Genomic DNA, 22,343 nt, shown 5'->3' with positions numbered 1-22,343 from the left:
TCAAGCATTTATGCGGATGTCATGTTTTTTTCAGCTAACGCCTTGCTTTCTTTTTTCTTGTTGGTTGGGCTTAAATAGCGTTCAAGCCAGCCCATGACAAGGTCGGCAATAATGGCCATGAGCGCAGTTGGAATAGCACCTGCTAAAATAATGGCTGTTCCGTTTGTCGCGTTTGATCCTCTGATGATGATATCACCAAGTCCTCCAGCACCAACAAATGTCCCAATCGCTGTAATACCGATTGCGATCACAAGTGCGGTTCTTAAACCAGCCATAATGACAGATAAAGCAAGCGGTAATTCAACCATTCTCAGCACTTGCCATTTCGTCATACCCATCGCTTTCCCCGATTCTAAATAGGCATGCTCAATGCTGACTATACCTGTGTACGTGTTACGGATAATCGGCAGAAGCGAATACAAAAAGAGTGATAAGATGACTGTATTTGCGCCAAGTCCTAATACAAGCATCAACACAGAAAGCATCGCTAACGCTGGAATGGTTTGAATGACATTGGTTATTGCGAACACCCAATTGCTCAGTTTGCGGTAATGCGCCACAAAGATGCCGACTGGTATTCCGACAATTGCCGCAAATAATACTCCATACGCTGACATGAGGAAATGCCGGTAAAATTCTTCTAACACATATGAACCGTTCTGTTGATAATACGCCCATAATTGCTGCAGTGTGTCCATCAGCTCTGACACCTCCCAATCTTACTCAAAGTAATTGTGTTTCTTTAAAAAATCTCTCGCAACAGTCGCTGGTTCTTTTAGTTCTCCATCGACTTGATAATTGAGCTCTTGCATTTGTTCGGTATCGATTTTTCCAATCAACCTGTTGATCACCTTGTCCAGTCCTGGATTTTCTTTTAATACCTTCTCAGGGACAACTGGTGATGCATCGTATGGTGGGAAGAATCGTTTATCATCTTTTAAGATTTTGAGATTATACGCTTTGATCCGGCCATCTGTTGAATAGGCAAGCACAATATCCATTTTTTCATTTTTCAATGCGTCATAGACTAGACCGATCTGCATCGGAAAAGTGCTTCCAAATTCAATTCCGTATGTTTTCACAAACCCTTCGTAACCGTCACCTTTCTTTTTCAGCCAAATATTATCTACACCGAAGCGATAATTTTTGGCATTCTTTTTTAAATCAGAGACTGTTTCTAGGTTGTTTTCCTTCGCCATCTTCTGCGTCACAGCAAAGGCATACGTATTATCAAACCCATAGGAATCAAACCATTTGTAATCATAGCGTTTTTTGAATTCTTTCTGGACGATTTCCATTGCACGCTTTGGATCTTTTTCTGCATCCATTCCTAGCGTACTTGTTAAATCCGTGCCTGTATATCGTGTTGCCGAAATGTCGACATCACCGTTTTCCATTGCTTTCTGCTGCACCGTATTTGAGCCTAAATTCTTCACAATGGTTGTCTTTTTATCTGTGTAATGCTCAATGATGTCTCCCACCATATAGGCCATAATTTCTGATTCTGTAAAGTTTTGTGCACCGATTCGCAGCGTGCTCCCTGAAGAGCCGGCTAGTCCAGGAAGTGAACAGCCACTTATGAATAGCAAGCATCCGGCAAGCAGTGCACTGATCCATTTTGTTTTTCGATTCTTCACATGAGCCAACTCCTTATGAAACTTCCTTCAATCCTTTTAAGCCTTCTGGTGTTACTTTTTTCTCAAGCTTCATCAATGTAAGGTCAATGATGACGGCTAAAATAGTGACAGGGATCGCACCCGCAATAATGTATTCCGGCTGGTAAAGCTGAAGCCCAATTAAAATGTAGTCACCAAGACCGCCTCCACCGATAAAAGCAGCAAGTGTTGTCCACCCAATTAAATAAATCGTTGAGGTTCTGACCCCTGCCATAATGACCGGAACAGCAAGCGGCAGTTCCACAAGACGAATTTGTTCCCATGTCGTCATGCCAATCCCTTTACCAGATTCAAGCAAGTTTTTGTTCACACCTTGAACACCGGCATACGTATTTCTTAAAATAGGCAAAACGGAATAGAAAAATAGCGCAACGATCGCAGGTATTTTTCCAACTCCCAAAATAGGAATAAAAAATGCAAGAATCGCTAAACTAGGGAGTGTTTGAAAGATATTCACGACGCCGATGACAAAACCGGCGCCTCTTTTCATTCGTGTAAGAATGACGCCTAAAGGAACGGCCACGATAATGCCTAACACAACGGCAATTAAAGAAATGTATAAATGCTCCCACATTTTTGTGAGGAGTTCCCCACCATTTTTCTCAAGAAAATCGATGATTTGATCCATGTGTACACCTCCCTTAGTTCATTTCAGTGACAGCCTCCGGGGTATCTTCTCCCCAAATAGAGTCATATACGACATCTACAAGACTTGCACGTGTGACGATGCCTTTTAAGTGCCCTTTTGCATCGACAACCGGTACATATTTAATGCCGCGTATTAAGATCTTTCGGACAGTATCTCTAAGAAGCGCACCTTCTTGTACTGTATAAAATTCTGTATTTAAAATATCGCCAACGAAGGCTGCTTTTCTGCGGTTTGCATCGATGGTTTCAATATCGATATAGCCTTTCAGCACATGATTTTCATCAACGACAAGCAGGGAATCAACCCGCTTTTCTCTCATAATAAAGATGGCATCTGTCAATGTTTTTTCGACGGTAATTGTGACTGGAGACGTGTTCATCATTTGTTCCACACGTTCCATATTCGGGTTTGATTGAAGCAGACGTTCTTTCCCGATGAATTCTTCTACGAATTCGTTCACAGGGTTACGTAAAATATCATCTGGCGTGCCCACTTGGACAATCTCTCCATCTTTTAAAATGACAATGCGGTCTGCAAGTTTAATCGCTTCATCCATGTCATGTGTGACGAATACGATTGTTTTATTTAACGTTTTTTGCAGTTTCTTAAATTCTTCCTGCAATGAATCTCTTGTGATCGGGTCAAGTGCTCCAAATGGTTCATCCATCAGGATTAAAGGGGGTTCTGCTGCGAGTGCGCGAAGAACGCCGATACGCTGCTGCTGTCCTCCACTGAGTTCATGCGGGTAACGCTCTAAGTATTCCGGCCCCATATCGACGAGTTTGAGCAATTCACGCGCTCGTTCTTTTCGTTTTTCTTCCGGCCATTTCAGCAGCTTCGGCACAAGGGAAATGTTTTGTGCGATGGTCATATGAGGGAAAAGTCCAATTTGCTGAATCACATAACCAATTTCTCTTCTTAATTGGACTGGATCTTTTTTCATAATGTTTTCTCCCTCGATCAATATGTTTCCTGAGGAAGGTTCAATCAGTCGGTTAATCATCTTCATGGTTGTTGTTTTTCCACAGCCACTCGGTCCAATAAAACAAATAAATTCTCCTTTTGCTATTTCTAAATCAATATTTTTGACAGCTTTTTTTCCGCCTTTATACGTCTTAGATACATTCTCTAGTTTCAGCAAATGAGACACCTCCAATTAGTCGGATATATATTTTCAGAAAATTTACACCTTATTTATTATAGTGCAAACTTTATAAAATAAAAAGTTTACGATGTGTTTGTATTGCATAAGATTTATTTAAAATTTTCAGTTAACGGCCTGATATGTACCGATCCCTCCTTTTTCCTCCAACTTACGAGCAAATACTCAATATTTATTGTTTTCATGAACAAACAGGTATATGATATATTGTGTTACAAATTGTCAGTCGTGAAGGGATGAAGCGGGGAATGGACAAGCAAGCGTTAGGCGCCATTCAAAAAGCACAGGATCATTATATTGAAAAAGCTGCCGAGAACATGAATGCCTTTGGTCTTTCTGCCACAGTGGGTAGAGTGCTTGGTATCATTCATATGAACCGTAAACCAATGACGCTCGGTGAGCTCTCAGAGGCGACCGGCATGAGCAAAACAAGAATGAGTCAAGTCGTTCGAGAAATGCTTGATCTGAATATTGCTGAAAAGGTTTATGAAAAAGGAATACGCAAAGATTTATATGACGTTGAGCAAGATCAATATCAAACCTTTATTTCATTGTTTGCAGCCAATTGGTCACGTGTTGTCAGCAAAAATCGCAAGGCACATAAAAAGACATGCAAAGAATTGCTGGAGCTGCTTGAACAAGATGACCTGCCAGAAGAAACAGTAGATAAAATCAATCTTCTTCTTTCAGAAATCAAGGAAAGTCTCGATTATTATGACTGGATTAGCCGTTTAATTGAGTTCTTTGAAAGTGAAGAAGTATTTCAACATGTGCCAAAACCTTAAAAAAGCTGTTTTATTTTACAATTTTGTAGAAAAAAACAGCTTTTTTATATACACTTATGACATCAGCATTGGGAACATCCCTTTGATCCCTGCGCCAATCATCTCTACTGCCACAACAGCTAGAATCAATCCCATTAATCGTGTCACGACATTCATCTCTGTTTTCCCCATTTTTCGCATAATGAAACTTGAATAATGAAATGCATAATAGGTCATGGCAAGTACAACCACAATGCCAATAAGAATCGCAAGCAGATGAAGCGTTACTTGGTGGCTTCCTGGCGTTAAGCTCATGACAGTCGCAATTGTACCAGGTCCGGCAATGATCGGAATGGCGAGCGGGGTCACCGAAACATCGGCCTTCTCTTTGCTCTCTGCCTTTTCATCCGAATGAGGGTTTTGAACATGTGATTCTTTTGCATTCAGCAAATTGTAAGCGATACCAAAAATAAAAATACCTCCGGCGATACGGAGTGCATGGATATCAATGCCAAACAATTTGAAAATGAGCCTGCCTGCCAAAAGAAAGGCAATCAAAATCATAAAAGACACAACAATCGCTTTTTTGGCCGTCTGGGCGCGTTCTTTTTCTGAGTAGCCTTCTGTTAAAGTGATGAAAAGAGGCACGTTTCCAATGGGATTTGAGACAGCAAATAGTGACACAATGACATGAATCATAAAGGAAATCAACAGACACCCTCCTTTTTTCATAGTGTCTGCTAATCTGATGCGAATATTCCCTTGTTCTGTTAAAACCTGGTTTGTTTTAACCGATGATAATAGAGGTTTAACGAAAGGGGAATAGAACATGAAAAAAAACATCACGATCATTGTCTTGTCTGTCATCATCCTAGGTACAACTGGCTGGATTGTGTGGCAGCAGCAGTCGCTCACCGCAGCAGAAAATAAACACCAGCAAGAAATGAGAAAGAATGATGAGCAGCTGACACAATTAAAGTCAGAAGGAACGGATATGAAAGATGAAATGGATGGTCAAAAAAAGGAATTGTCCACCGTCACAAACAAGCTGAAGAAAGAAAAGAAGGCGCATCAAAAAGAAACCAAACAGCGTAAAGCGCTTGAATTGAAAATAGACCAGCTTCAAAAAGAACTGGCATCAGCGAAAGCAACGGCTCAAGCGAATAAGCAGGCAGCACAAACGACTAGGAAAGCAACTGTCAAAAAAGACCCAAATGTCACCCATCATCCTCCTTCTCAATGGGTGCAGGATCAATATGATTGGGGTGTTAAACAAGGGTATATCAAAGAATAGAGAGGATGAAATGATTTGATACAGGTTCGGCCATTGTCTCATGATCAATCTGTTCCTATGGATCTTTTACTATTAGCTGACCCTTCAACTGAAAAAGTCCTTGCCTATGTACAATCTGGTTCTTGTTATGTTGCTTTTCATAAACAGGACATGATTGGTGTGTATGTTCTGACGCCTCTGTCTCAGCAGACAGTGGAAATCATGAATGTCGCCGTGAAGGAGTCATGGCAAGGGAGAGGAATTGGGAAGCAGCTGATCCGCCATGCTATTTCAGAAGCCCAGGCAGCTGGCTTTCATACAATTGAAATTGGCACAGGCAACTCTAGTATTCAGCAGCTCGCCCTTTATCAAAAATGCGGTTTTCGCATGGCGTCTATCGATCACGATTTCTTTCTGAAGCACTATGATGAACCGATTTATGAGAACGGTATTCAGTGTATGGATATGGTGCGGTTGTCACTCGTTCTTCAAGCAGACTGACTTCATTCAGCCTGCTTTTTTTATGTTCTGCTCTTTTTCACTGCATGAATCACATATTGAATCAAGAAGTAGAGAGCGGCACCCGCTAAAAAACAGACCACGCACCCAAAGAGCGTTGCCTCTGAGCTGAATTGATACTGTTCAATTTTCATGATATAAAATGGCATACCAAATAGAGTTGGACTTGATTCAACATGATGAACCTCTAGCAGCATTAAAAATACTGGTGTCATAAACACAGCAAACACATAAAGCATCGCAAGCGTTAAGCCGCTAGAAAACGAATGAAATACTTTAACCATTTAGTTCTCTCCTTTCATCTCTTTTAAACTGGCGATGATATTTTTCCCGTCTGGGCAAGCTGGATGCAGCATTACTGTATTTAATAAAGAAAATAGCAGCAATGGATGCGTCAATGGATGCCTCCACATGAAGAAAAGCACACCCGAGCAGATCACTGGAAACACAGGACCTGCAAGTGCGACCATCATATTAAAACCCGGCCGTGAAAATTTCTCATGGACAATCGACACGTGCTTCCAATCGATCATCACCACATAATCAAAGATGGGTTTTTTTTCGATTTTGTTGCACACCATCACCATCAGGATATGTCCGAGTTCATGAATGAGCACAACGGCTATTAAGCAAAATAAAAGCGTCATCATCGCACAATCGGCCTCTTTAGCATGGCAGCATATATGAAGATGAAGAATGCGGCTGAACAAGCCATATAGGCAGTTGAGAGCAGCTGGATATTTGCTGAAAGCCACTGGACTAAAAGCATATCCAACATACTGAACACAGCAATCATCATCACGATCACAAACAGTTTATTAAAATCACTAATCTTCACGACAAACCCGACACATGCCGCCATGACAGTAACCAATAAAATGGACAAGCTTGCCAAACCGTGCCCTTCACTTTCAACCCCAATCATGAAATAAGCAAGCCCGATATAGACAAAATAAATCAATATATTCATTGTGTAATAAAATAAAATTCTTGATAATAAATAGGCACCCTTTGATGTATTTAACATAAAAATGGCTCGCTGATGGAGATGATATTCCCTGCCAATCATCAGGGGAAGCATAATAAGGATCTCCTTTAAGGCAAACTGCACAATAAAAGCATACAGCCAGCCAGTCTCTGCCGGAGTAAAGATGAATGGGAGACCTATCGTGAAACAGACAAGAAACAGGAACAAAATACCTTGTTCTTTAAACACAACTGATCGGCTAAAATAAACAAGCTCCTGCCGCAGATGTGTGAAAAATGAAGAATCCGATCTAATTTTTTGGTAAGAAAACGACTTCACCTCTACCTTTAGCTGCAAAAACATCCGATTGACATAACAAGCCGCCAACCCTTTCAGCCAAAACCACCCTGCACATAGAAAGATCATCAGAAATACAAGATAGATAGACGGCCATACGTGAATCATCTCAACCGCTTTTTGAAAAAGGAGAAACAAGAAAGCACCGAGCGTCACAAATCCAATCGTTTGCAGCAGTAAATGCTCTTTTGTTTTTGATATAAAATGGCTCACACCAATGCGTATCAGCATCCAAGAAGCAAGCGTATACAGCGCCAATCCACAGCAAGTGATCCCCACCACAATGATCCAATACAAAGATAGTGTAACGCCGCTAATGATCAGCCCTAATAGGATGGGTAAAAAAAGCAGACCAAGCATGATGAAACAAAACAGCACTGGAAAGAAATACACACAAAGGACAAATGAGACACTTTGCATCGCACTATTCAAAAAGAAGAACTGATACTCTTGACGCTTCATTTTATGACGGGAAAAGACAATACCTGCTCCCAAAAGCAGCAGGGTCATTTTCACAAATTGAAGGTATAAAGCAACTGGTTCGCTCTCCCCTACTTGCATAAAAAAACGCAGGCTCATGACAACGTATATGGCGTAGATCAGCAATAAAAAAACAGCTGCGGCGAGAAGCTGCAAAGGATATTTTTTGCCGAGCTGCTTGATTTTCGTTGTGAGCATGCCCCATTCTATTTTATGAAGAACGTGTCGTGTCCAAGTCATTGAGCAACCTCTCCACCTGCATATAGTAATCTTGATTCACTTCTTTATAAATATCCTCAAGTGCTTGATGAGGGAATGTTTTGTTTGTTTCTTGACGTGACATATCCAGCTTGATATCACCGTTTCTTAAGATCATAAGGTGGTCATACAATGTCTCACCAAAGCCCAAATGATGGGTAGAAATGAGAATGCCTGCACCTTGATTTCTCAGCTTCATGAGCACCTTTTTTAAGATGATCATCATATCTGGATCAAGTCCATTTGTAGGCTCGTCGAATACATAATAATCACAAGACCTAAGGAGCTGTGAAATGATTTGGGTTTTCTTTTGATTGCCATGAGACAGCTGGGCAATTGGCTGATCCATATAAGGTCTCAGCTCAAACAGATCGACGAAGGCCTCTTCTCGAGGTCCATTTCGTTTGTCTGGAAGCTGGAGTAAATGAAAATATTCTCTCGGCGTTAAATAATCAAACAAAGCATGATCATCAGGAATATAGGAAACATGTTCTTTCAAAAAGGAGATATGTGCTGAGGATTGAAAATTCAGCTGTTTACCATCTAAAGAGACAACACCCGTAAATGGTGTCAGGCCAAACATAGACTGAATCATCGTGGTTTTTCCTGCCCCATTATGCCCCAAAAGCAGAAGCATACGTCCTTTCTCTACATTTAACTGAATATCGCGGAGAGAAAAGGTGCGGCTATACGTTTTTTCTGTTAAGTGTAATGTCAGCATCATGTCCCTCCATTTATTTCAGATAGAACAGATGACCTCGCATCTGTTCTCACCATTTGTTAGAAGCCGCATTTGATTTTAATATACAGGCCTAAAAACTTGAACTCTCCTAAAAATTTCGAGCCTTTTCCAAATGTTTTGCATGCCCAAATCAAAGCTGCAGCTGTCACAATGCCTAAGATAGCGGCAAGGACATAAATCCAAAATGCATTTTTCTGTACGTTCTTAGAAGTTAGAATTCGTTGCTTCCTTTCATCATATGCCGCCAGTAGGTGAAGGACATACATGTACACGCCTACTGGAAAACGAAGGCTAAAAGGATTCAGCATCTCATCACCCCCTAATATATGTAAAATGATACCACCCCCATGCAAATAGCATAAGTTCAATTCAGATCATATTTTTAGAAGAATTTTCATGATTTATTGCTTATAAATCGTCAAGCTCATCGTTTCGCCTCTGACTGAAGGATGATTTTTTACAAAAATAGGATATGACAAAGGAAGCAGAGCCTATTCGCTTGAGCCAGCTTTGCGTCTTTATTTCAACATAAAAAAAGCGCTGCGATACGCTCTTTTCAAAAGAGCGCACGCAGCGCGTTGCTTTACATTACTTATTCAAGTTATAGAATGTAGCAATGCCGTGGTATTGAGCTGTTTCAGCCAATTGATCTTCGATGCGAAGTAATTGGTTGTATTTCGCCACACGGTCCGTACGAGACGGAGCACCTGTTTTGATTTGTCCAGCGTTTGTTGCAACAGCGATGTCTGCAATTGTGCTGTCTTCTGTTTCACCAGAGCGGTGAGAGATAACAGCTGTATAGCCTGCACGTTTCGCCATTTCGATTGCATCAAATGTTTCAGTTAATGTACCGATTTGGTTTACTTTGATGAGGATTGAGTTACCAACGCCGTTTTTGATTCCTTCAGAAAGCTTCTTCGTATTTGTTACGAACAAGTCGTCTCCTACTAGCTGAACCTTGCTGCCAAGACGCTCAGTTAATAGTTTGTGACCTTCCCAGTCGTTTTCATCAAGGCCGTCTTCGATCGAGATGATTGGGTATTTCGATACCATATCTTCATACCAGTCAACCATTTCAGCAGATGTTTTCACAACACCTTCGCCTGATAAATGATATTTACCATCTTCTTTGTTATAGAACTCAGAAGATGCAGCATCCATCGCAAGTTTCACTTCTTCACCTGGTTTGAAACCAGCTTTTTCAATCGCTTCTACGATTGTTTGAAGTGCTTCTTCGTTAGAACCAAGGTTTGGAGCGAATCCACCTTCGTCACCTACAGCTGTGTTTAAGCCTTTTGCGCTTAATACAGATTTCAGGCTATGGAAGATTTGAGCGCCCATGCGAAGTGCTTCACGGAAGTTTGGAGCACCTACAGGCATAATCATGAATTCTTGAATGTCTACGTTGTTATCCGCATGCTCTCCACCGTTGACGATGTTCATCATTGGTACTGGAAGCGTTTTGGAGTTGAATCCACCAAGGTATTGATAAAGTGGAATTTGTAAGAAATCAGCAGCCGCACGTGCTACAGCGATAGATACGCCAAGGATTGCGTTTGCACCTAATTTCCCTTTGTTTTCTGTTCCGTCAAGTTCGATTAACATTTTGTCGATCGCCACTTGTTCTGTTACATCAAAGCCTAAAAGCTCTGGTGCAATGATTTCGTTTACGTTGTTTACAGCTGTCAAAACACCTTTTCCAAGGTAACGGTCTTTGTCTCCGTCACGTAGTTCTACTGCTTCATATTCACCAGTAGAAGCACCACTTGGTACTAGTGCACGGCCAAAGCCGCCAGATTCTGTGTAAACTTCTACTTCAACTGTTGGGTTACCGCGAGAGTCTAATACTTCGCGTGCATATACGTCAACAATGTATGGCATCGTTATTTCTCTCCTTTTGAATCAATTTGTTATTTCTGAATCAATGATGTTCCTGTCATCTCTTTTGGTTTTTCAAGTCCAAGTAAGTCTAAAAGCGTTGGAGATAGATCAGCTAAAATGCCGCCTTCTCTAAGCGTCGCACCTTTTTTCGTTACGATGACTGGCACAGGATTCGTTGTATGTGCAGTATGCGGCTTTCCTTCTTCGGTAATGAGCACGTCTGCGTTACCGTGGTCTGCCGTGATGATGGCGTGTCCGCCTTTTGCAAGGATTGCGTCGACTACAGCTCCTAAGCACTCATCTACTGCTTCAATGGCTTTGATTGTTGGCTCAAGCATACCTGAATGCCCCACCATATCTGGGTTAGCAAAGTTCAGAATGATCGCATCATGCTTGTCCGCATTGATGTCTGCAACAAGCGCATCCTTTACCTCATAAGCGCTCATTTCTGGCTTGAGGTCATAGGTTGCGACATCTGGTGAATTGATTAAGATGCGGTCTTCTCCAGGAAATTCTTCTTCACGTCCACCGCTCATAAAGAACGTCACGTGAGGATATTTCTCTGTTTCAGCAATCCGCAGCTGCTTCAATCCATTTTGAGAAAGTACTTCTCCTACTGTGTTATCCAAATTCACTGGTTTGAAAGCCACATAGCCATCTACCGTTTCACTGAAGTGTGTGAAGCAGACGAAGTGTAAATCCTTCGGATGTGCTTCCCCGCGGTCAAACGAGCGGAAATCCTCATTTGTGAATGTGTTTGAAATTTGAATCGCACGGTCTGGACGGAAGTTATAGAAAATCACAGAATCGCCGTCGTTTACTTTTGCTACCGGCTCACCATTTTCTCTCGTAATGACAGATGGAATAACGAACTCATCGTAGATTCCATTTTCATAGGAGTCATCAACGACATCATAGATGTTTTGATAACTTGGGCCTTCACCATACGCCATCGCGCGATATGCTTTCTCCACACGATCCCAGCGCTTGTCACGGTCCATTGAGTAATAGCGTCCAGAAAGTGTTGCGACTTCTCCGACACCGATTTCTTTGATTTGTTCTTCAAGCTGTTTTAAGTACACTTTCGCTGTCTTCTGACCAACATCACGTCCGTCTAAGAAGCCGTGAATGTATACTTTTGTTAAGCCTTCTTTTTTCGCTAGTTTCAGCAAGGCAAAAAGATGCTGGATGTGGCTATGCACACCGCCGTCTGACAAGAGACCGAATAAATGAAGCGCCTTGTCATTTTCTTTTGCATAAGTCATTGCATCTAGGAACGTTTCGTTTTTCTCAAATTCCCCATCACGAATGGCAACATTCACTCTTGTTAAGCTTTGGTACACGATGCGTCCTGCACCGATGTTCAAATGCCCAACTTCAGAGTTCCCCATTTGACCTTCTGGGAGGCCTACTGCCTCACCTGAAGCCGTTAAGGTTTGATGCGGGAATTCGTTCCAGTAGCGGTCGAAGTTCGGTTTCTTTGCTTGGGCAACAGCGTTACCGACTGTTTCGCCTCTTAAACCGAATCCATCTAAGATGATTAATGCAGCTGGTTTCTTACTCATATTGACCTTCCTCCAATAATTGAACGAAAGACTGAGGTTCTAAGCTTGCGCCGCCTACCAAAGCACCGTCAATATCGGATTCTGCCATATATTCTTTAATATTCGCAGGTTTCACGCTTCCGCCATATTGAATGCGAAGGCTGTCTGCCGCTTCTTGACCAAATTCGCTTGCAACCGTTTGGCGAATGTGCGCACAAACATCGTTTGCATCTTTTGCTGTAGAAGATTTACCTGTACCGATCGCCCAGATTGGCTCATAGGCAATGACAGATTCAGCGACTTGCTGCTTCGTTAAACCAGCTAGTGCTTTCTTCACTTGATCAGCGACAAGTTCGTTTGTTTTGCCTGCTTCACGCTCTTCAAGCGTTTCACCTACACAGATGATTGGAACGATGCCATGCTTGAATGCAGCATGTGCTTTTTTGTTCACTGTTTCATCTGTTTCAGCGAAGAATTCGCGGCGCTCTGAATGACCGATCACTGAGTAGCCGATGCCAAGATCTTTAAGCGCAGCAGGGCTGATTTCACCAGTGAATGCACCGTTTTCTTCAAAGTGCATGTTTTGCGCACCAATTTTAAGGTCTGTTCCGTTAGAAAGGCTGTTCAGCTTTTCAAGGAAAAGGGCTGGTGCACAGACAATAGATTCCACTTTGTCAGGAGATGGAATAGATGATTTGACTTCTTCAACGAAACTTACAGCTTCGCCAAGTGTTTTGTTCATCTTCCAGTTCCCAGCTATAATTGGTTTTCTCATGATTGACACTTCCTTATAGCAGTTTTGGTCTTATTTATCGTTTAATGCAGTCACACCTGGAAGTTCTTTGCCTTCCATAAATTCAAGTGAAGCGCCGCCACCTGTAGAAATATGGCTCATCTGATCGGCAAGACCAAATTTCTCAACAGCTGCTGCTGAATCTCCACCGCCAATGACAGAATATGTATCTTTTGCTTCTGCCAGTGCTTCTGCGATTGCTTTTGTTCCTTTAGCGAATGCATCGATTTCAAATACACCCATTGGTCCGTTCCAGACAACAAGTTTGCTGTTTTTAATGACATCAGCATACTTCTCTCTTGTCTCTGTTCCAATATCAAGTGCTTCTAGATCACTTGGAATTTCAGAGATTGGCACAATGCTTGTATTCGCATCATTTGAAAAGTCGTCGGCTACCAGAACATCTGTTGGAATCAGGAAGTTCACGCCTTTTTCTTTTGCACGGTCCATAAAGGATTTCGCTAAATCTACTTTGTCTTCTTCTAATAGAGATTTTCCTACTTCGTGGCCAAGTGCTTTGACAAATGTATAAGCAAGTCCGCCGCCGATGATCAGGTTGTCCACTTTATCAAGAAGACTTTCAATTACACCGATTTTATCCTTTACTTTTGCGCCACCGATAATCGCTGTAAATGGGCGATCAGGGTTTGAAATGGCTTTCCCTAGAACCTCAAGCTCTTTTTGCATGAGGAAGCCTGAAACAGCCGGAAGATACGCTGCAATACCAGCTGTGGATGCATGTGCACGGTGTGCAGCACCGAACGCATCATTGACATACACATCGGCTAAATCAGCAAACGCTTTTGATAATTCAGGATCGTTCTTTTCTTCACCAGGATAGAAACGAACGTTTTCAAGCACTAGCACATCTCCTTCTTTTAAGTCAGAGATTTGCTTTTTCACGTTGTCGCCGTAAGCTTCATCTGCTTTTTTCACTTCTTGTCCAAGAAGCTCTTGCAGACGTTTTGCTACAGGTGTCAGACGCAGTTCTTCAGTAACTTGACCTTTCGGACGACCCAAATGACTAGCTAGTAGTACCTTTGCGCCTTGTCCTGTTAAATACTCAATCGTTGGTAATGCTGCGCGAATACGAGTATCATCCGTCACTTTTCCGTCCTTCATTGGAACGTTAAAATCTACGCGGCAGAACACAACTTTACCTTTTACGTCAATGTCTTTTACTGATTTCTTATTCATGCTCGTCAGGAGATCCTCCTTTATTCTGGTTTCCTTACGCATTGGACAAGTCTCTCTTTATCCTTTTCCCATTTTGCCCTCATCAAAACGAGAAATCGTGCAGAACGGATAAATACAGAGAAAAAGGGAAAGGGATGCTTCCCCTTCCCTTGTCCGTCTTCATTATATCGTGTCTCTAGGAAAGAACCAAGTGAGTTCCTTCAGTGTGAGAAATTAAAGACCTTGTTTTGCAATGTAAGCTGCAAGGTCAACAACGCGGTGAGAATATCCACTCTCGTTATCGTACCAAGAAATGACTTTCACCATGCTGCCTTCCATTACCATTGTAGAAAGAGCATCGATTGTTGAAGAGTTTGCATTACCATTGTAGTCACCAGATACTAATGGCTCTTCGCTGTAGCCAAGGATTCCTTTAAGTTCTCCTTCAGCTGCTTCTTTAAGTGCTGCATTTACGTCTTCAGCTGTCACATCTTGATTTAATTCAGCAACAAGATCAACTAAAGAAACGTTAGGTGTTGGAACACGCATAGCGCCACCGTTTAATTTACCTTTAAGTTCAGGCAATACAAGTGAAACAGCTTTCGCAGCACCTGTAGAAGTTGGGATGATGTTTTCCGCAGCTGCACGAGCACGACGGTAGTCTTTGTGCGGAAGATCAAGAATTTGTTGGTCATTTGTGTATGAGTGAACAGTTGTCATCATACCGCGTTTGATACCAAATTTATCGTTAAGTACTTTTGCAAATGGAGCTAAGCAGTTTGTTGTACAAGATGCATTAGAGATGACATCGTGGCTAGCTGCATCGTATTTGTCTTCGTTTACACCCATAACGATTGTAATATCTTCTTCGTTAGCAGGAGCAGAGATGATGACTTTTTTAGCGCCAGCTTCTAAGTGTTTAGCAGCGTCTGCACGTTTAGTGAAGAATCCAGTAGATTCAACAACGATTTCTACGCCTTGTTTACCCCAGCTTAATTTCGCAGGGTCACGCTCAGCTGATACTTCGATTGTTTTACCGTTCACTACTAAGTTCGTACCGTCTACAGAAACCTCTGCATCTAGTTTTCCGTGAACAGAGTCATATTGTAAAAGGTGTGCAAGCATGTTAGCGTCTGTTAGATCGTTAACCGCTACTACCTCAACTTCAGGATTGTTTAATGCTGCACGAAATACGTTACGTCCAATACGTCCAAATCCGTTAATACCGACTTTTACTGCCATGATGTTTCCTCCTTTTATAGGTCACAATGTTTTATATTGAGGGATCAATTGACTCCCTTAATAACTCTTTTGCGGCTCCTTCGTCTGTGACGAGAACCGTTCGGCGGGGTTTTTTGAAATAAGCTTCAATGGCCCCTGCCTTTGATGATCCACCAGCAACAGCAATGATGTGTGGAATGCTTTCTAAATCATCTAGCTGCATGCCGACGGAGTGCACTTTGTGGACGACCTCGCCATCACGATTAAAGTAATAGCCAAAAGCCTCTGTCACTGCGTCATGCTCATCAATTTTTTTTAAATCTTCAGCGGGTGTGTTTCGTCTCATCGCCATTGTTTTTGCTTCACCGATTCCATGAATGAGCATCGTGGATGATTTAATTGTTTGAAGCACTTCTTTGACGGACGGCTCTTCAATAATGGAAGAGTAAGCACCTTCTGACAGCTGTCCTGGAACAAACAGCAGTTTGTAAGTACCGGAAGCTTTTTCAGCCATGTGGGCACAAATGGTGTTTGCCTGATTTTTTACATTCTCCCCAAGACCGCCTCTCGCAGGGACAAACATCATGTCGCGATTTTTGGCATCAGGGGTCATCATTTCGGCAACAGCTTCCATCGTCGTTCCGCCAGTGACGGCGACGATATTATTTCCAGTAAACCTTTTTTTCATACATTGGACAGCAGCTCTTCCCATTTCTTGCTTCACCCACGGGGATTCATCGCTGTTACCAGAAACAATGATGACTTCTTCCAGGCCTAATTTCCTCTTTAATGTATTTTCCAAAAAGGTTAAACCTAAAACGTCCTTCATCATTCCTTCAAGCATTTCAAGCAAAGCATGACCTTCAGTCGTCAGCATCATACCGCTCGTTTTGACATCCAGCAGATTTTGTTCCTTTAAGAACTGAACTTCAGCTCTTAAGATACGTTCACTCAGACCAAGACTTGTCGCAAGACTTCTGCGACCAATTGGTTCAGCTAATCTGATGTACTGCAAAATGTCGTAGCGCTTTTGCATAACTGTGAGAAGATCTGGTAATAATTTTTTTTGAGCTTCCAATAAACGATTCATGGCTAACGACCCTTTCTTTTCACGTTGGACTAAAAACGTCCCACTGTGACAAAAAACGTCCCGCCACAGCCAAAAAAAATCAATCCCTGCTTTCTTTAATTATTTTAACAGGATAATCTTGCATTTTCAACTCTTACAAACACATTTAGACAAAAAATAGACACATTTTGACCGATAACCTGCTTGTCATCTAGCTTTCCGCCATTTTATTTTTTTCAAACTATTTATTTTCTTCTATATTGAATGCATTTGTCTTTGAAAAGGTGCAGGCGGTCAAAAGCCGCCTGCTTATGTTTTCGGTATCGTTTCTTTCTCTTCATTAAACCGTTTCGCATCTTCCTTCGGTTTAATCTTGAGGTAGTAAATGATGTAGCAGGCGGCCATAAATGGAACTCCGCAATAAAGACCAATCCGCTGATCCTCAATAAAGAATAAACTGATAAGAACAATGCCAAATGCGATAAAACCTGCTAATGGCACAAATGGATAGAAAGGCGTTCGGAAGACCAGATCCTTTACATCTCCGCCCTCTTTTATGAATTGTCTCCTAAAGAAGTATTGGGATAAACAAATAGACATCCAAACCACGACAAGCACCATACCCGAAATGGAGATGAGCCAGACATATACCGTTTTTGGTGCTACAACACTCGTGAGCAGTGATAGAGCGGATACACCCATTGTCACCAATAAGGCATTGATCGGGATTTTACGTTTGGATAATTTTTTCGTGAAAACAGGTCCTTTCCCGTCTTTTGAAAGCGCCCATAGCATACGTGATGATGCATATAATCCAGAGTTCGCTACAGATAAGACGGCTGTAATGATGATAAAATTCATGATATCTGCGGCGTATGGTATGCCGACCTTGTCCAATACCACAACAAACGGACTATCCACTGCGCCGGCGGTCTGCCATGGAAGAAGCGCTGCAAGAACCGCAATCGATAAAACAAAAAAGACCATCGTCCGCCAAATAATATTCCGAATAGAACGCGGGAGTGTTTTTTCCGGACTTTCACTTTCACCTGCTGCAATCCCTACAAGCTCTGTTCCTTGAAAGGAGAAATTGACTGTGACCATGGTTAATAAAATCGCCAAAAGACCATTAGGAAAAAGGCCGCCATGATCCGTCAAATGACGAAATAGTGGGGCAGGTTCCCCGCCTTTTAAGTGAATCATTCCGAAAATTGCGCCAATTCCAATGATAATAAACAATAAGATCGCAGCAACCTTGATGGCTGAAAACCAGAACTCTGTTTCAGCGAAACTGCGTGCCGAGATGGCATTGATGGAAAATAAGATGACGCTAAAGGCAAGACACCAAAGCCAAACAGGGATATCTGGGAACCACCTTTGGAGTAGAATACCTGCTGATGTAAACTCAAGTCCAATCGTACACGCCCAGCTAAACCAATAGAGCCAGCCGATCATAAAGCCCGTGGATGGACCAATATACTTCGTGGCATACTCCTGAAAAGAACCAGCTGTCGGCATCGCCACTGCTAATTCACCAAGACAGAGCATCACCAAATACATGAGCAATCCGCCAATGATAAACGAAAGAATGGCTCCCCCTGGGCCTGCCTGATGAATAATGAGTCCTGACCCAAGGAAAAGGCCTGTTCCAATGACCCCACCTAAGGCAATCATAAAGAGATGTCTACTTTTCATGGAACGCTCTAGTTCATTATGCTGTTCTGGCTTCAAATCCGCTTCCCCACTTTCACTCTTCTATTCATCAACCTTTGACAAAATTCGCCGTTCATTGAAAGAGAAAGGGAGAATTTGAAGGCTTCTCCCTTGATCATTTATGCTTGAAATAACGCTTCGATATGAGCGATTGCCCAATCCAAGTCTTCTTTTGAAATGGTGAGCGGCGGTGCAAATCGAATTACTGTCTCATGGGTTTCTTTGCATAACAGCCCGGCTTGCTTGAGCTTCTCGCAATAGGGTCTAGCTGCCTCAGTCAGTTCCATTCCAATAAATAGTCCACGCCCGCGCACTTCCTTAATGACAGGACTTTGAATGCGTGACAGTTTGTCTTTGAAATATTCCCCAAGCTCCAATGAGCGCTCGGCAAGCTTCTCGTCGATTAAAACATCTAGTGCAGCTAGCGATACTGCGCACGCAAGAGGATTCCCGCCAAAGGTAGACCCGTGAGATCCTGGGTTAAACACACCTAAAATATCACGGTTTGCGACAACACACGAGATCGGGAATACCCCACCGCCAAGTGCTTTACCAAGAATCAGCATATCCGGCTCAATGCCTTCCCAGTCGCATGCAAACATCTTGCCAGTCCGCGCTAATCCCACTTGAATTTCATCTGCGATCAATAACACATGTTCCTTCTCACAGATCGCTTTTGCCTCTTTTATAAAGCCCTCGGGCGGCATGACAATGCCCGCTTCCCCTTGAATCGGTTCAAAGAGAAAAGCTGCTGTTTGCGGAGTGATCGCTTTGCGTAACGCCTCAATATCTCCATAAGGGATGAGCTTTATGCCCGGAAGCATCGGACCGAAACCTCTTTGATATTCTGCTTCCGAAGAAAGTGACACAGCCGTCATTGTACGACCATGAAAATTCCCGGTACATGCAATGATTTCTGCCCGATTCTCTTCGATACCCTTGACATCATAGCCCCATCGTCTCGCTGCCTTTATCGCCGTTTCCACAGCCTCTGCTCCTGTATTCATCGGCAATGCCATCTCTTTATTCGTTAATTTGCAAATCTTCTCATACCAAGGACCAAGCTGATCATTATGGAAGGCCCTTGATGTGAGTGTCACGCGGTCAGCTTGTGTTTTAAGCGCTTCTATAATGCGGGGATGGCGATGTCCTTGGTTGACTGCAGAATATGCACTGAGCATATCCATGTAGCGGTTGCCCTCAGGATCAGTCACCCACACTCCCTCAGCCTCTGAAATCACAATTGGCAACGGATGATAGTTCGCCGCACCGTATTGTTCTGTTTGATGAATCAATGCTTTTGTCTGTGTCATCGTGTATTCCTCCTTCTGTAAGCTTGCCTCTTTTTATGGGGTTCATCTTCACTCTTATGTTATGCAAGGATCATGCCAACTTAGTGATCGCTCTGTGCCTAGGATTGTTCTCACCTTTAACGCAGAAATATTTTGCATATGCAAATTTTTTTAGAGGAAACCGCAAAATTTTTCATGTAAAATAGAGGTAATGTCTGGAGGTGGCGCAAGTGAAAAAAGATCAGCATACCGCAAAGCTTGAAAATGAGATTGATCTATATAAACAAATGCTCGATTTAATTGATGTTGGGGTTCACGCCATTGACGAAAATGGCAATACCATTGTTTATAATAAAAAAATGATGGAGATCGAATCTTTAAAACGTTCTGATGTCCTTTATAAAAATGTATTAGACCTCTTTGTGTTTCAGGACGAGATGCACAGTACACTTGTCCAAGCGCTGCGAACCGGGAAACAAACGGTTCATGCAAAGCAGACGTATCACAACTACAATGGAAAAGAAATCACAACGATTAACCATACATACCCGCTCGTTCGAGACGGTTTGATTCAAGGGGCAGTTGAAATTTCGAATGATGTCACGAAACTGGAACGGCTCATTCACCACAATATGAAGAAAAAAGGAAACACACGCTTTACATTTGATTCAATCATTGGGGAAAGTCCTGCCTTTTTAGAAGTAATTGAACATGCGAAACGAGCCACACGTACCTCTTCTTATGTGCTGATTGTTGGTGAAACAGGGACGGGGAAAGAGCTATTTGCACAAAGCATTCATAATGGCAGCAGCCGTTCATCTGGACCATTTATTACGCAGAATTGTGCAGCACTGCCTGATAACCTGATTGAAAGTCTGCTTTTCGGAACACAAAAAGGGGCTTTTACAGGGGCAACAGATCAGCCCGGTCTATTCGAACAAGCACAAGGTGGTACACTGCTTTTAGATGAAATCAACTCATTACACCCGGCTCTTCAAGCAAAACTATTGCGCGTCTTGCAGGAGAAGCGCGTGAGAAGGTTAGGCAGTACAAAAGAAATCGCCATTGATGTGAGAGTGATTGCTAATATGAATGAGGACCCTGTGGATGCGATCGCAGGTGGACGGATGCGAAAGGATTTATTTTACCGGCTTGGCATTGTCACCTTGTTTATCCCGCCGCTCTCTGAGCGAAAAGAAGACATCCCGACATTTGTGATGCATTTTATTCAAAAATATAATGAACTGTTTCAAATGAATGTGAAGGCGGCTGATGAAGAGGTACTTGCCCTGTTCCAAACTTATCATTGGCCAGGTAATGTAAGAGAGCTGGAGCATGTGATTGAGGCTGGAATGAATATGATGATGGACGAAACATACTTAAGCTTGCATCACCTTCCTTACCATTTCCGATTCAAGCAAGGAGAAGGTCATCCTAGTGAACACATGCAGATGAGTCCGGTGCAGCCTACAGCTGCAGCTGATACCTTCGTCTACACGAGCTCAGAACATACGACTGATTTCCAAACCCAAATGGAACGATTTGAAAAACAATACATCGTCCATTACTTAAATAAAATGGACGACAATATTTCACAGACTGCAAAGATATTGGGCATGAGCAGGCAAAGTCTGCAATATCGAATGAAAAAATTGCATATTTCTCTTCAATAATAGAGCTGTGCCCTTATGCGGCACAGCTTAGATTGTTGACAAAGGGCTAAAATGACCTTTATTTTAGCCCTTTGTCTTCTTTTCAGCGTGATAGAAAACCTTTGCAGTCTAGGAAGGACAGCTACTTTTACGGAGCGAATTTGACATTCGTGAGTACCAGCGCGCAGGACTGACAAAGAATGCGAGGGTTTGTCTACACGCTGAGCTGTGCCGCTTTTCGGCACAGCTTATTGTATATCTGGCTTTCCTTCCTGTTCTTGCAGCACATCACCAAGAAGTTGTTCTACTTTTTCCAAATGTGTGAGCATCGCCCGCTCTGCTTCTTCTGGCTGTTTGTCCATGATAGCTTGATAAATTCGTTCATGGTCCTTGTAAAGCTGACGTATGGACGCTTTTCTTGAGAATAACACGACTTTTCTTGTTTCTCGCATCGTTTCCATTAACAAGGTTGAGACCTGATTCATTAACGCCGCTAGTAAATGATTCTTTGAGGCTTTAGCGATGGCAAGATGAAATGTGAGGTCTGCCTCCTCACCAATTTCTTTATGCGCTTCTGCACGCTTCATTTGTTCAAGTGCCTCCTGCAGTCGATGGAGGTCATCGTCTGTCCGCAGCAATGCTGCTTTTTTGACAGCACCTGATTCAATGATTGATCTCACTTCAAGAAGCTGCACGATATCCTGCTGCTTCATCAAAAAAGCAGGAGATAAACAAAATGTGAGCTGCTCAGGATCGAACTGCTTCACATATGTGCCTTCTCCTTGCTTCATCTCTATTAATCCGATCGCTTTCAGAGCGGACAGTGCTTCTCTCACAGCGGAACGGCTGACTTGAAAGTTTTCAGAAAGTGCTTGAACCGAGTCTAATTTTTCGCCCGGAAGTAGCTCCCCCGTTCGAATGGATTCGACTAATGCGTCCGCAATTTCTTCATATATTTTTTTCGTTTTGATTTGTTTATATTTCAATTGGTCTCACCTCATCACTGTTGTCTACCCTATCGGCTCATGCCCTATCTTATACTTTACCCCAAAATTCAGATCACACGTCTTCCCTTTTTTCAATTCTCAAGAAATCTTCTATCACTCTTCCACTCATCAAAAAAGAAGCACGTGCCATTGTTTCTGGCATGTGCTT

General features: G+C 42.4%; 23 protein-coding genes. 4 read left to right on the top strand and 19 right to left on the bottom strand.

Translation table 11 applies throughout. The features are described from left to right. Positions 1 to 8: 8 nt before the first annotated feature. The 4 genes from ACRRMM_RS12435 to ACRRMM_RS12420 are packed head-to-tail and all read right to left on the bottom strand — an operon-like array spanning position 9 to position 3,466. Entirely contained in the window at positions 9 to 698 is a 690-nt protein-coding gene (locus tag ACRRMM_RS12435; RefSeq protein WP_008347676.1) for an ABC transporter permease, read from the bottom strand. A 21-nt stretch (positions 699 to 719) separates the two neighbouring features. Beyond that, positions 720 to 1,637 (bottom strand): osmoprotectant ABC transporter substrate-binding protein, encoded by a 918-nt coding sequence (locus ACRRMM_RS12430; RefSeq protein ID WP_008347678.1) that lies wholly within the window; start codon positions 1,635 to 1,637, stop codon positions 720 to 722. Between the two features lie 13 nt (positions 1,638 to 1,650). After that, positions 1,651 to 2,304, bottom strand: coding sequence for an ABC transporter permease (locus ACRRMM_RS12425; RefSeq protein ID WP_008347681.1), 654 nt, complete (start codon positions 2,302 to 2,304; stop codon positions 1,651 to 1,653). A 13-nt stretch (positions 2,305 to 2,317) separates the two neighbouring features. Next, positions 2,318 to 3,466, bottom strand: a complete 1,149-nt coding sequence (locus tag ACRRMM_RS12420; protein ID WP_017359222.1) for a betaine/proline/choline family ABC transporter ATP-binding protein — start codon at positions 3,464 to 3,466, stop codon at positions 2,318 to 2,320. Between the two features lie 269 nt (positions 3,467 to 3,735). On the opposite strand from ACRRMM_RS12420, the gene ACRRMM_RS12415 reads away from it, so the two are divergent. Next, positions 3,736 to 4,272: a GbsR/MarR family transcriptional regulator gene (locus tag ACRRMM_RS12415; protein WP_017359221.1), complete on the top strand. Its 537-nt coding sequence runs from the start codon at positions 3,736 to 3,738 to the stop codon at positions 4,270 to 4,272. A gap of 54 nt (positions 4,273 to 4,326) precedes the next feature. Here ACRRMM_RS12415 and ACRRMM_RS12410 read toward each other — a convergent pair whose 3' ends face one another. Continuing rightward, positions 4,327 to 4,962 carry a MarC family protein gene (locus ACRRMM_RS12410; protein WP_035389414.1) on the bottom strand — a complete coding sequence of 212 codons (636 nt, stop codon included), beginning with the start codon at positions 4,960 to 4,962 and terminating at the stop codon, positions 4,327 to 4,329. A gap of 118 nt (positions 4,963 to 5,080) precedes the next feature. On the opposite strand from ACRRMM_RS12410, the gene ACRRMM_RS12405 reads away from it, so the two are divergent. After that, positions 5,081 to 5,545 carry a hypothetical protein gene (locus ACRRMM_RS12405; protein WP_048001980.1) on the top strand — a complete coding sequence of 155 codons (465 nt, stop codon included), beginning with the start codon at positions 5,081 to 5,083 and terminating at the stop codon, positions 5,543 to 5,545. Between the two features lie 15 nt (positions 5,546 to 5,560). Continuing rightward, entirely contained in the window at positions 5,561 to 6,025 is a 465-nt protein-coding gene (locus ACRRMM_RS12400; RefSeq protein ID WP_080964583.1) for a GNAT family N-acetyltransferase, read from the top strand. A gap of 20 nt (positions 6,026 to 6,045) precedes the next feature. Here ACRRMM_RS12400 and ACRRMM_RS12395 read toward each other — a convergent pair whose 3' ends face one another. The 13 genes from ACRRMM_RS12395 to ACRRMM_RS12335 all read right to left on the bottom strand — a co-directional run bounded on the left by ACRRMM_RS12395 (position 6,046) and on the right by ACRRMM_RS12335 (position 19,557). After that, the gene (locus tag ACRRMM_RS12395) at positions 6,046 to 6,327 is read right to left on the bottom strand and encodes a hypothetical protein (protein WP_008347692.1); all 282 of its coding nucleotides are present in this window, start codon (positions 6,325 to 6,327) and stop codon (positions 6,046 to 6,048) included. Then, positions 6,328 to 6,693: a hypothetical protein gene (locus ACRRMM_RS12390; RefSeq protein WP_108610984.1), complete on the bottom strand. Its 366-nt coding sequence runs from the start codon at positions 6,691 to 6,693 to the stop codon at positions 6,328 to 6,330. Then, positions 6,690 to 8,087: a hypothetical protein gene (locus ACRRMM_RS12385; RefSeq protein ID WP_428828616.1), complete on the bottom strand. Its 1,398-nt coding sequence runs from the start codon at positions 8,085 to 8,087 to the stop codon at positions 6,690 to 6,692. The genes ACRRMM_RS12390 and ACRRMM_RS12385 overlap by 4 nt, the downstream gene beginning before the upstream one ends. Beyond that, positions 8,059 to 8,826, bottom strand: a complete 768-nt coding sequence (locus tag ACRRMM_RS12380; protein ID WP_008347699.1) for an ATP-binding cassette domain-containing protein — start codon at positions 8,824 to 8,826, stop codon at positions 8,059 to 8,061. The genes ACRRMM_RS12385 and ACRRMM_RS12380 overlap by 29 nt, the downstream gene beginning before the upstream one ends. A gap of 59 nt (positions 8,827 to 8,885) precedes the next feature. Then, positions 8,886 to 9,155 (bottom strand): hypothetical protein, encoded by a 270-nt coding sequence (locus ACRRMM_RS12375; RefSeq protein WP_008347702.1) that lies wholly within the window; start codon positions 9,153 to 9,155, stop codon positions 8,886 to 8,888. A gap of 280 nt (positions 9,156 to 9,435) precedes the next feature. Further along, positions 9,436 to 10,728, bottom strand: a complete 1,293-nt coding sequence (gene eno / locus ACRRMM_RS12370) for a phosphopyruvate hydratase (RefSeq protein WP_003212752.1) — start codon at positions 10,726 to 10,728, stop codon at positions 9,436 to 9,438. 29 nt (positions 10,729 to 10,757) lie between these two features. After that, positions 10,758 to 12,293 (bottom strand): 2,3-bisphosphoglycerate-independent phosphoglycerate mutase, encoded by a 1,536-nt coding sequence (gene gpmI / locus ACRRMM_RS12365; protein ID WP_017359214.1) that lies wholly within the window; start codon positions 12,291 to 12,293, stop codon positions 10,758 to 10,760. Beyond that, positions 12,286 to 13,047 carry a triose-phosphate isomerase gene (gene tpiA, locus ACRRMM_RS12360; RefSeq protein WP_017359213.1) on the bottom strand — a complete coding sequence of 254 codons (762 nt, stop codon included), beginning with the start codon at positions 13,045 to 13,047 and terminating at the stop codon, positions 12,286 to 12,288. Before tpiA ends, gpmI begins: the two co-directional genes overlap by 8 nt. 30 nt (positions 13,048 to 13,077) lie before the next feature. Then, positions 13,078 to 14,262, bottom strand: a complete 1,185-nt coding sequence (locus ACRRMM_RS12355) for a phosphoglycerate kinase (protein ID WP_017359212.1) — start codon at positions 14,260 to 14,262, stop codon at positions 13,078 to 13,080. Between the two features lie 213 nt (positions 14,263 to 14,475). Next, positions 14,476 to 15,483, bottom strand: coding sequence for a type I glyceraldehyde-3-phosphate dehydrogenase (gap, locus tag ACRRMM_RS12350; protein WP_007500174.1), 1,008 nt, complete (start codon positions 15,481 to 15,483; stop codon positions 14,476 to 14,478). A gap of 31 nt (positions 15,484 to 15,514) precedes the next feature. After that, complete coding sequence (locus ACRRMM_RS12345; protein WP_138279016.1) at positions 15,515 to 16,552, bottom strand: sugar-binding transcriptional regulator; 1,038 nt, start codon at positions 16,550 to 16,552, stop codon at positions 15,515 to 15,517. A gap of 288 nt (positions 16,553 to 16,840) precedes the next feature. After that, positions 16,841 to 18,226, bottom strand: a complete 1,386-nt coding sequence (locus ACRRMM_RS12340; protein WP_048002953.1) for an amino acid permease — start codon at positions 18,224 to 18,226, stop codon at positions 16,841 to 16,843. Positions 18,227 to 18,363: 137 nt separating this feature from the next. Further along, on the bottom strand, positions 18,364 to 19,557 hold the full coding sequence (locus tag ACRRMM_RS12335; RefSeq protein WP_050826616.1) for an ornithine--oxo-acid transaminase: 1,194 nt from the start codon (positions 19,555 to 19,557) through the stop codon (positions 18,364 to 18,366). Between the two features lie 209 nt (positions 19,558 to 19,766). On the opposite strand from ACRRMM_RS12335, the gene ACRRMM_RS12330 reads away from it, so the two are divergent. After that, positions 19,767 to 21,209, top strand: a complete 1,443-nt coding sequence (locus tag ACRRMM_RS12330) for a sigma-54 interaction domain-containing protein (RefSeq protein ID WP_017368078.1) — start codon at positions 19,767 to 19,769, stop codon at positions 21,207 to 21,209. A gap of 227 nt (positions 21,210 to 21,436) precedes the next feature. On the opposite strand, the gene ACRRMM_RS12325 is transcribed toward ACRRMM_RS12330, so the two are convergent. Then, positions 21,437 to 22,174 (bottom strand): FadR/GntR family transcriptional regulator, encoded by a 738-nt coding sequence (locus ACRRMM_RS12325; protein WP_165379135.1) that lies wholly within the window; start codon positions 22,172 to 22,174, stop codon positions 21,437 to 21,439. Positions 22,175 to 22,343 lie beyond the last annotated feature (169 nt).

Origin of the sequence: Bacillus sp. XT-4 (genome assembly GCF_050864245.1) — a bacterium.
Lineage (GTDB): Bacteria > Bacillota > Bacilli > Bacillales > Bacillaceae > Bacillus > Bacillus altitudinis.
Note: the sequence above shows the minus strand (reverse complement) of the source record. Positions and strands in the feature narration are given on the sequence as shown.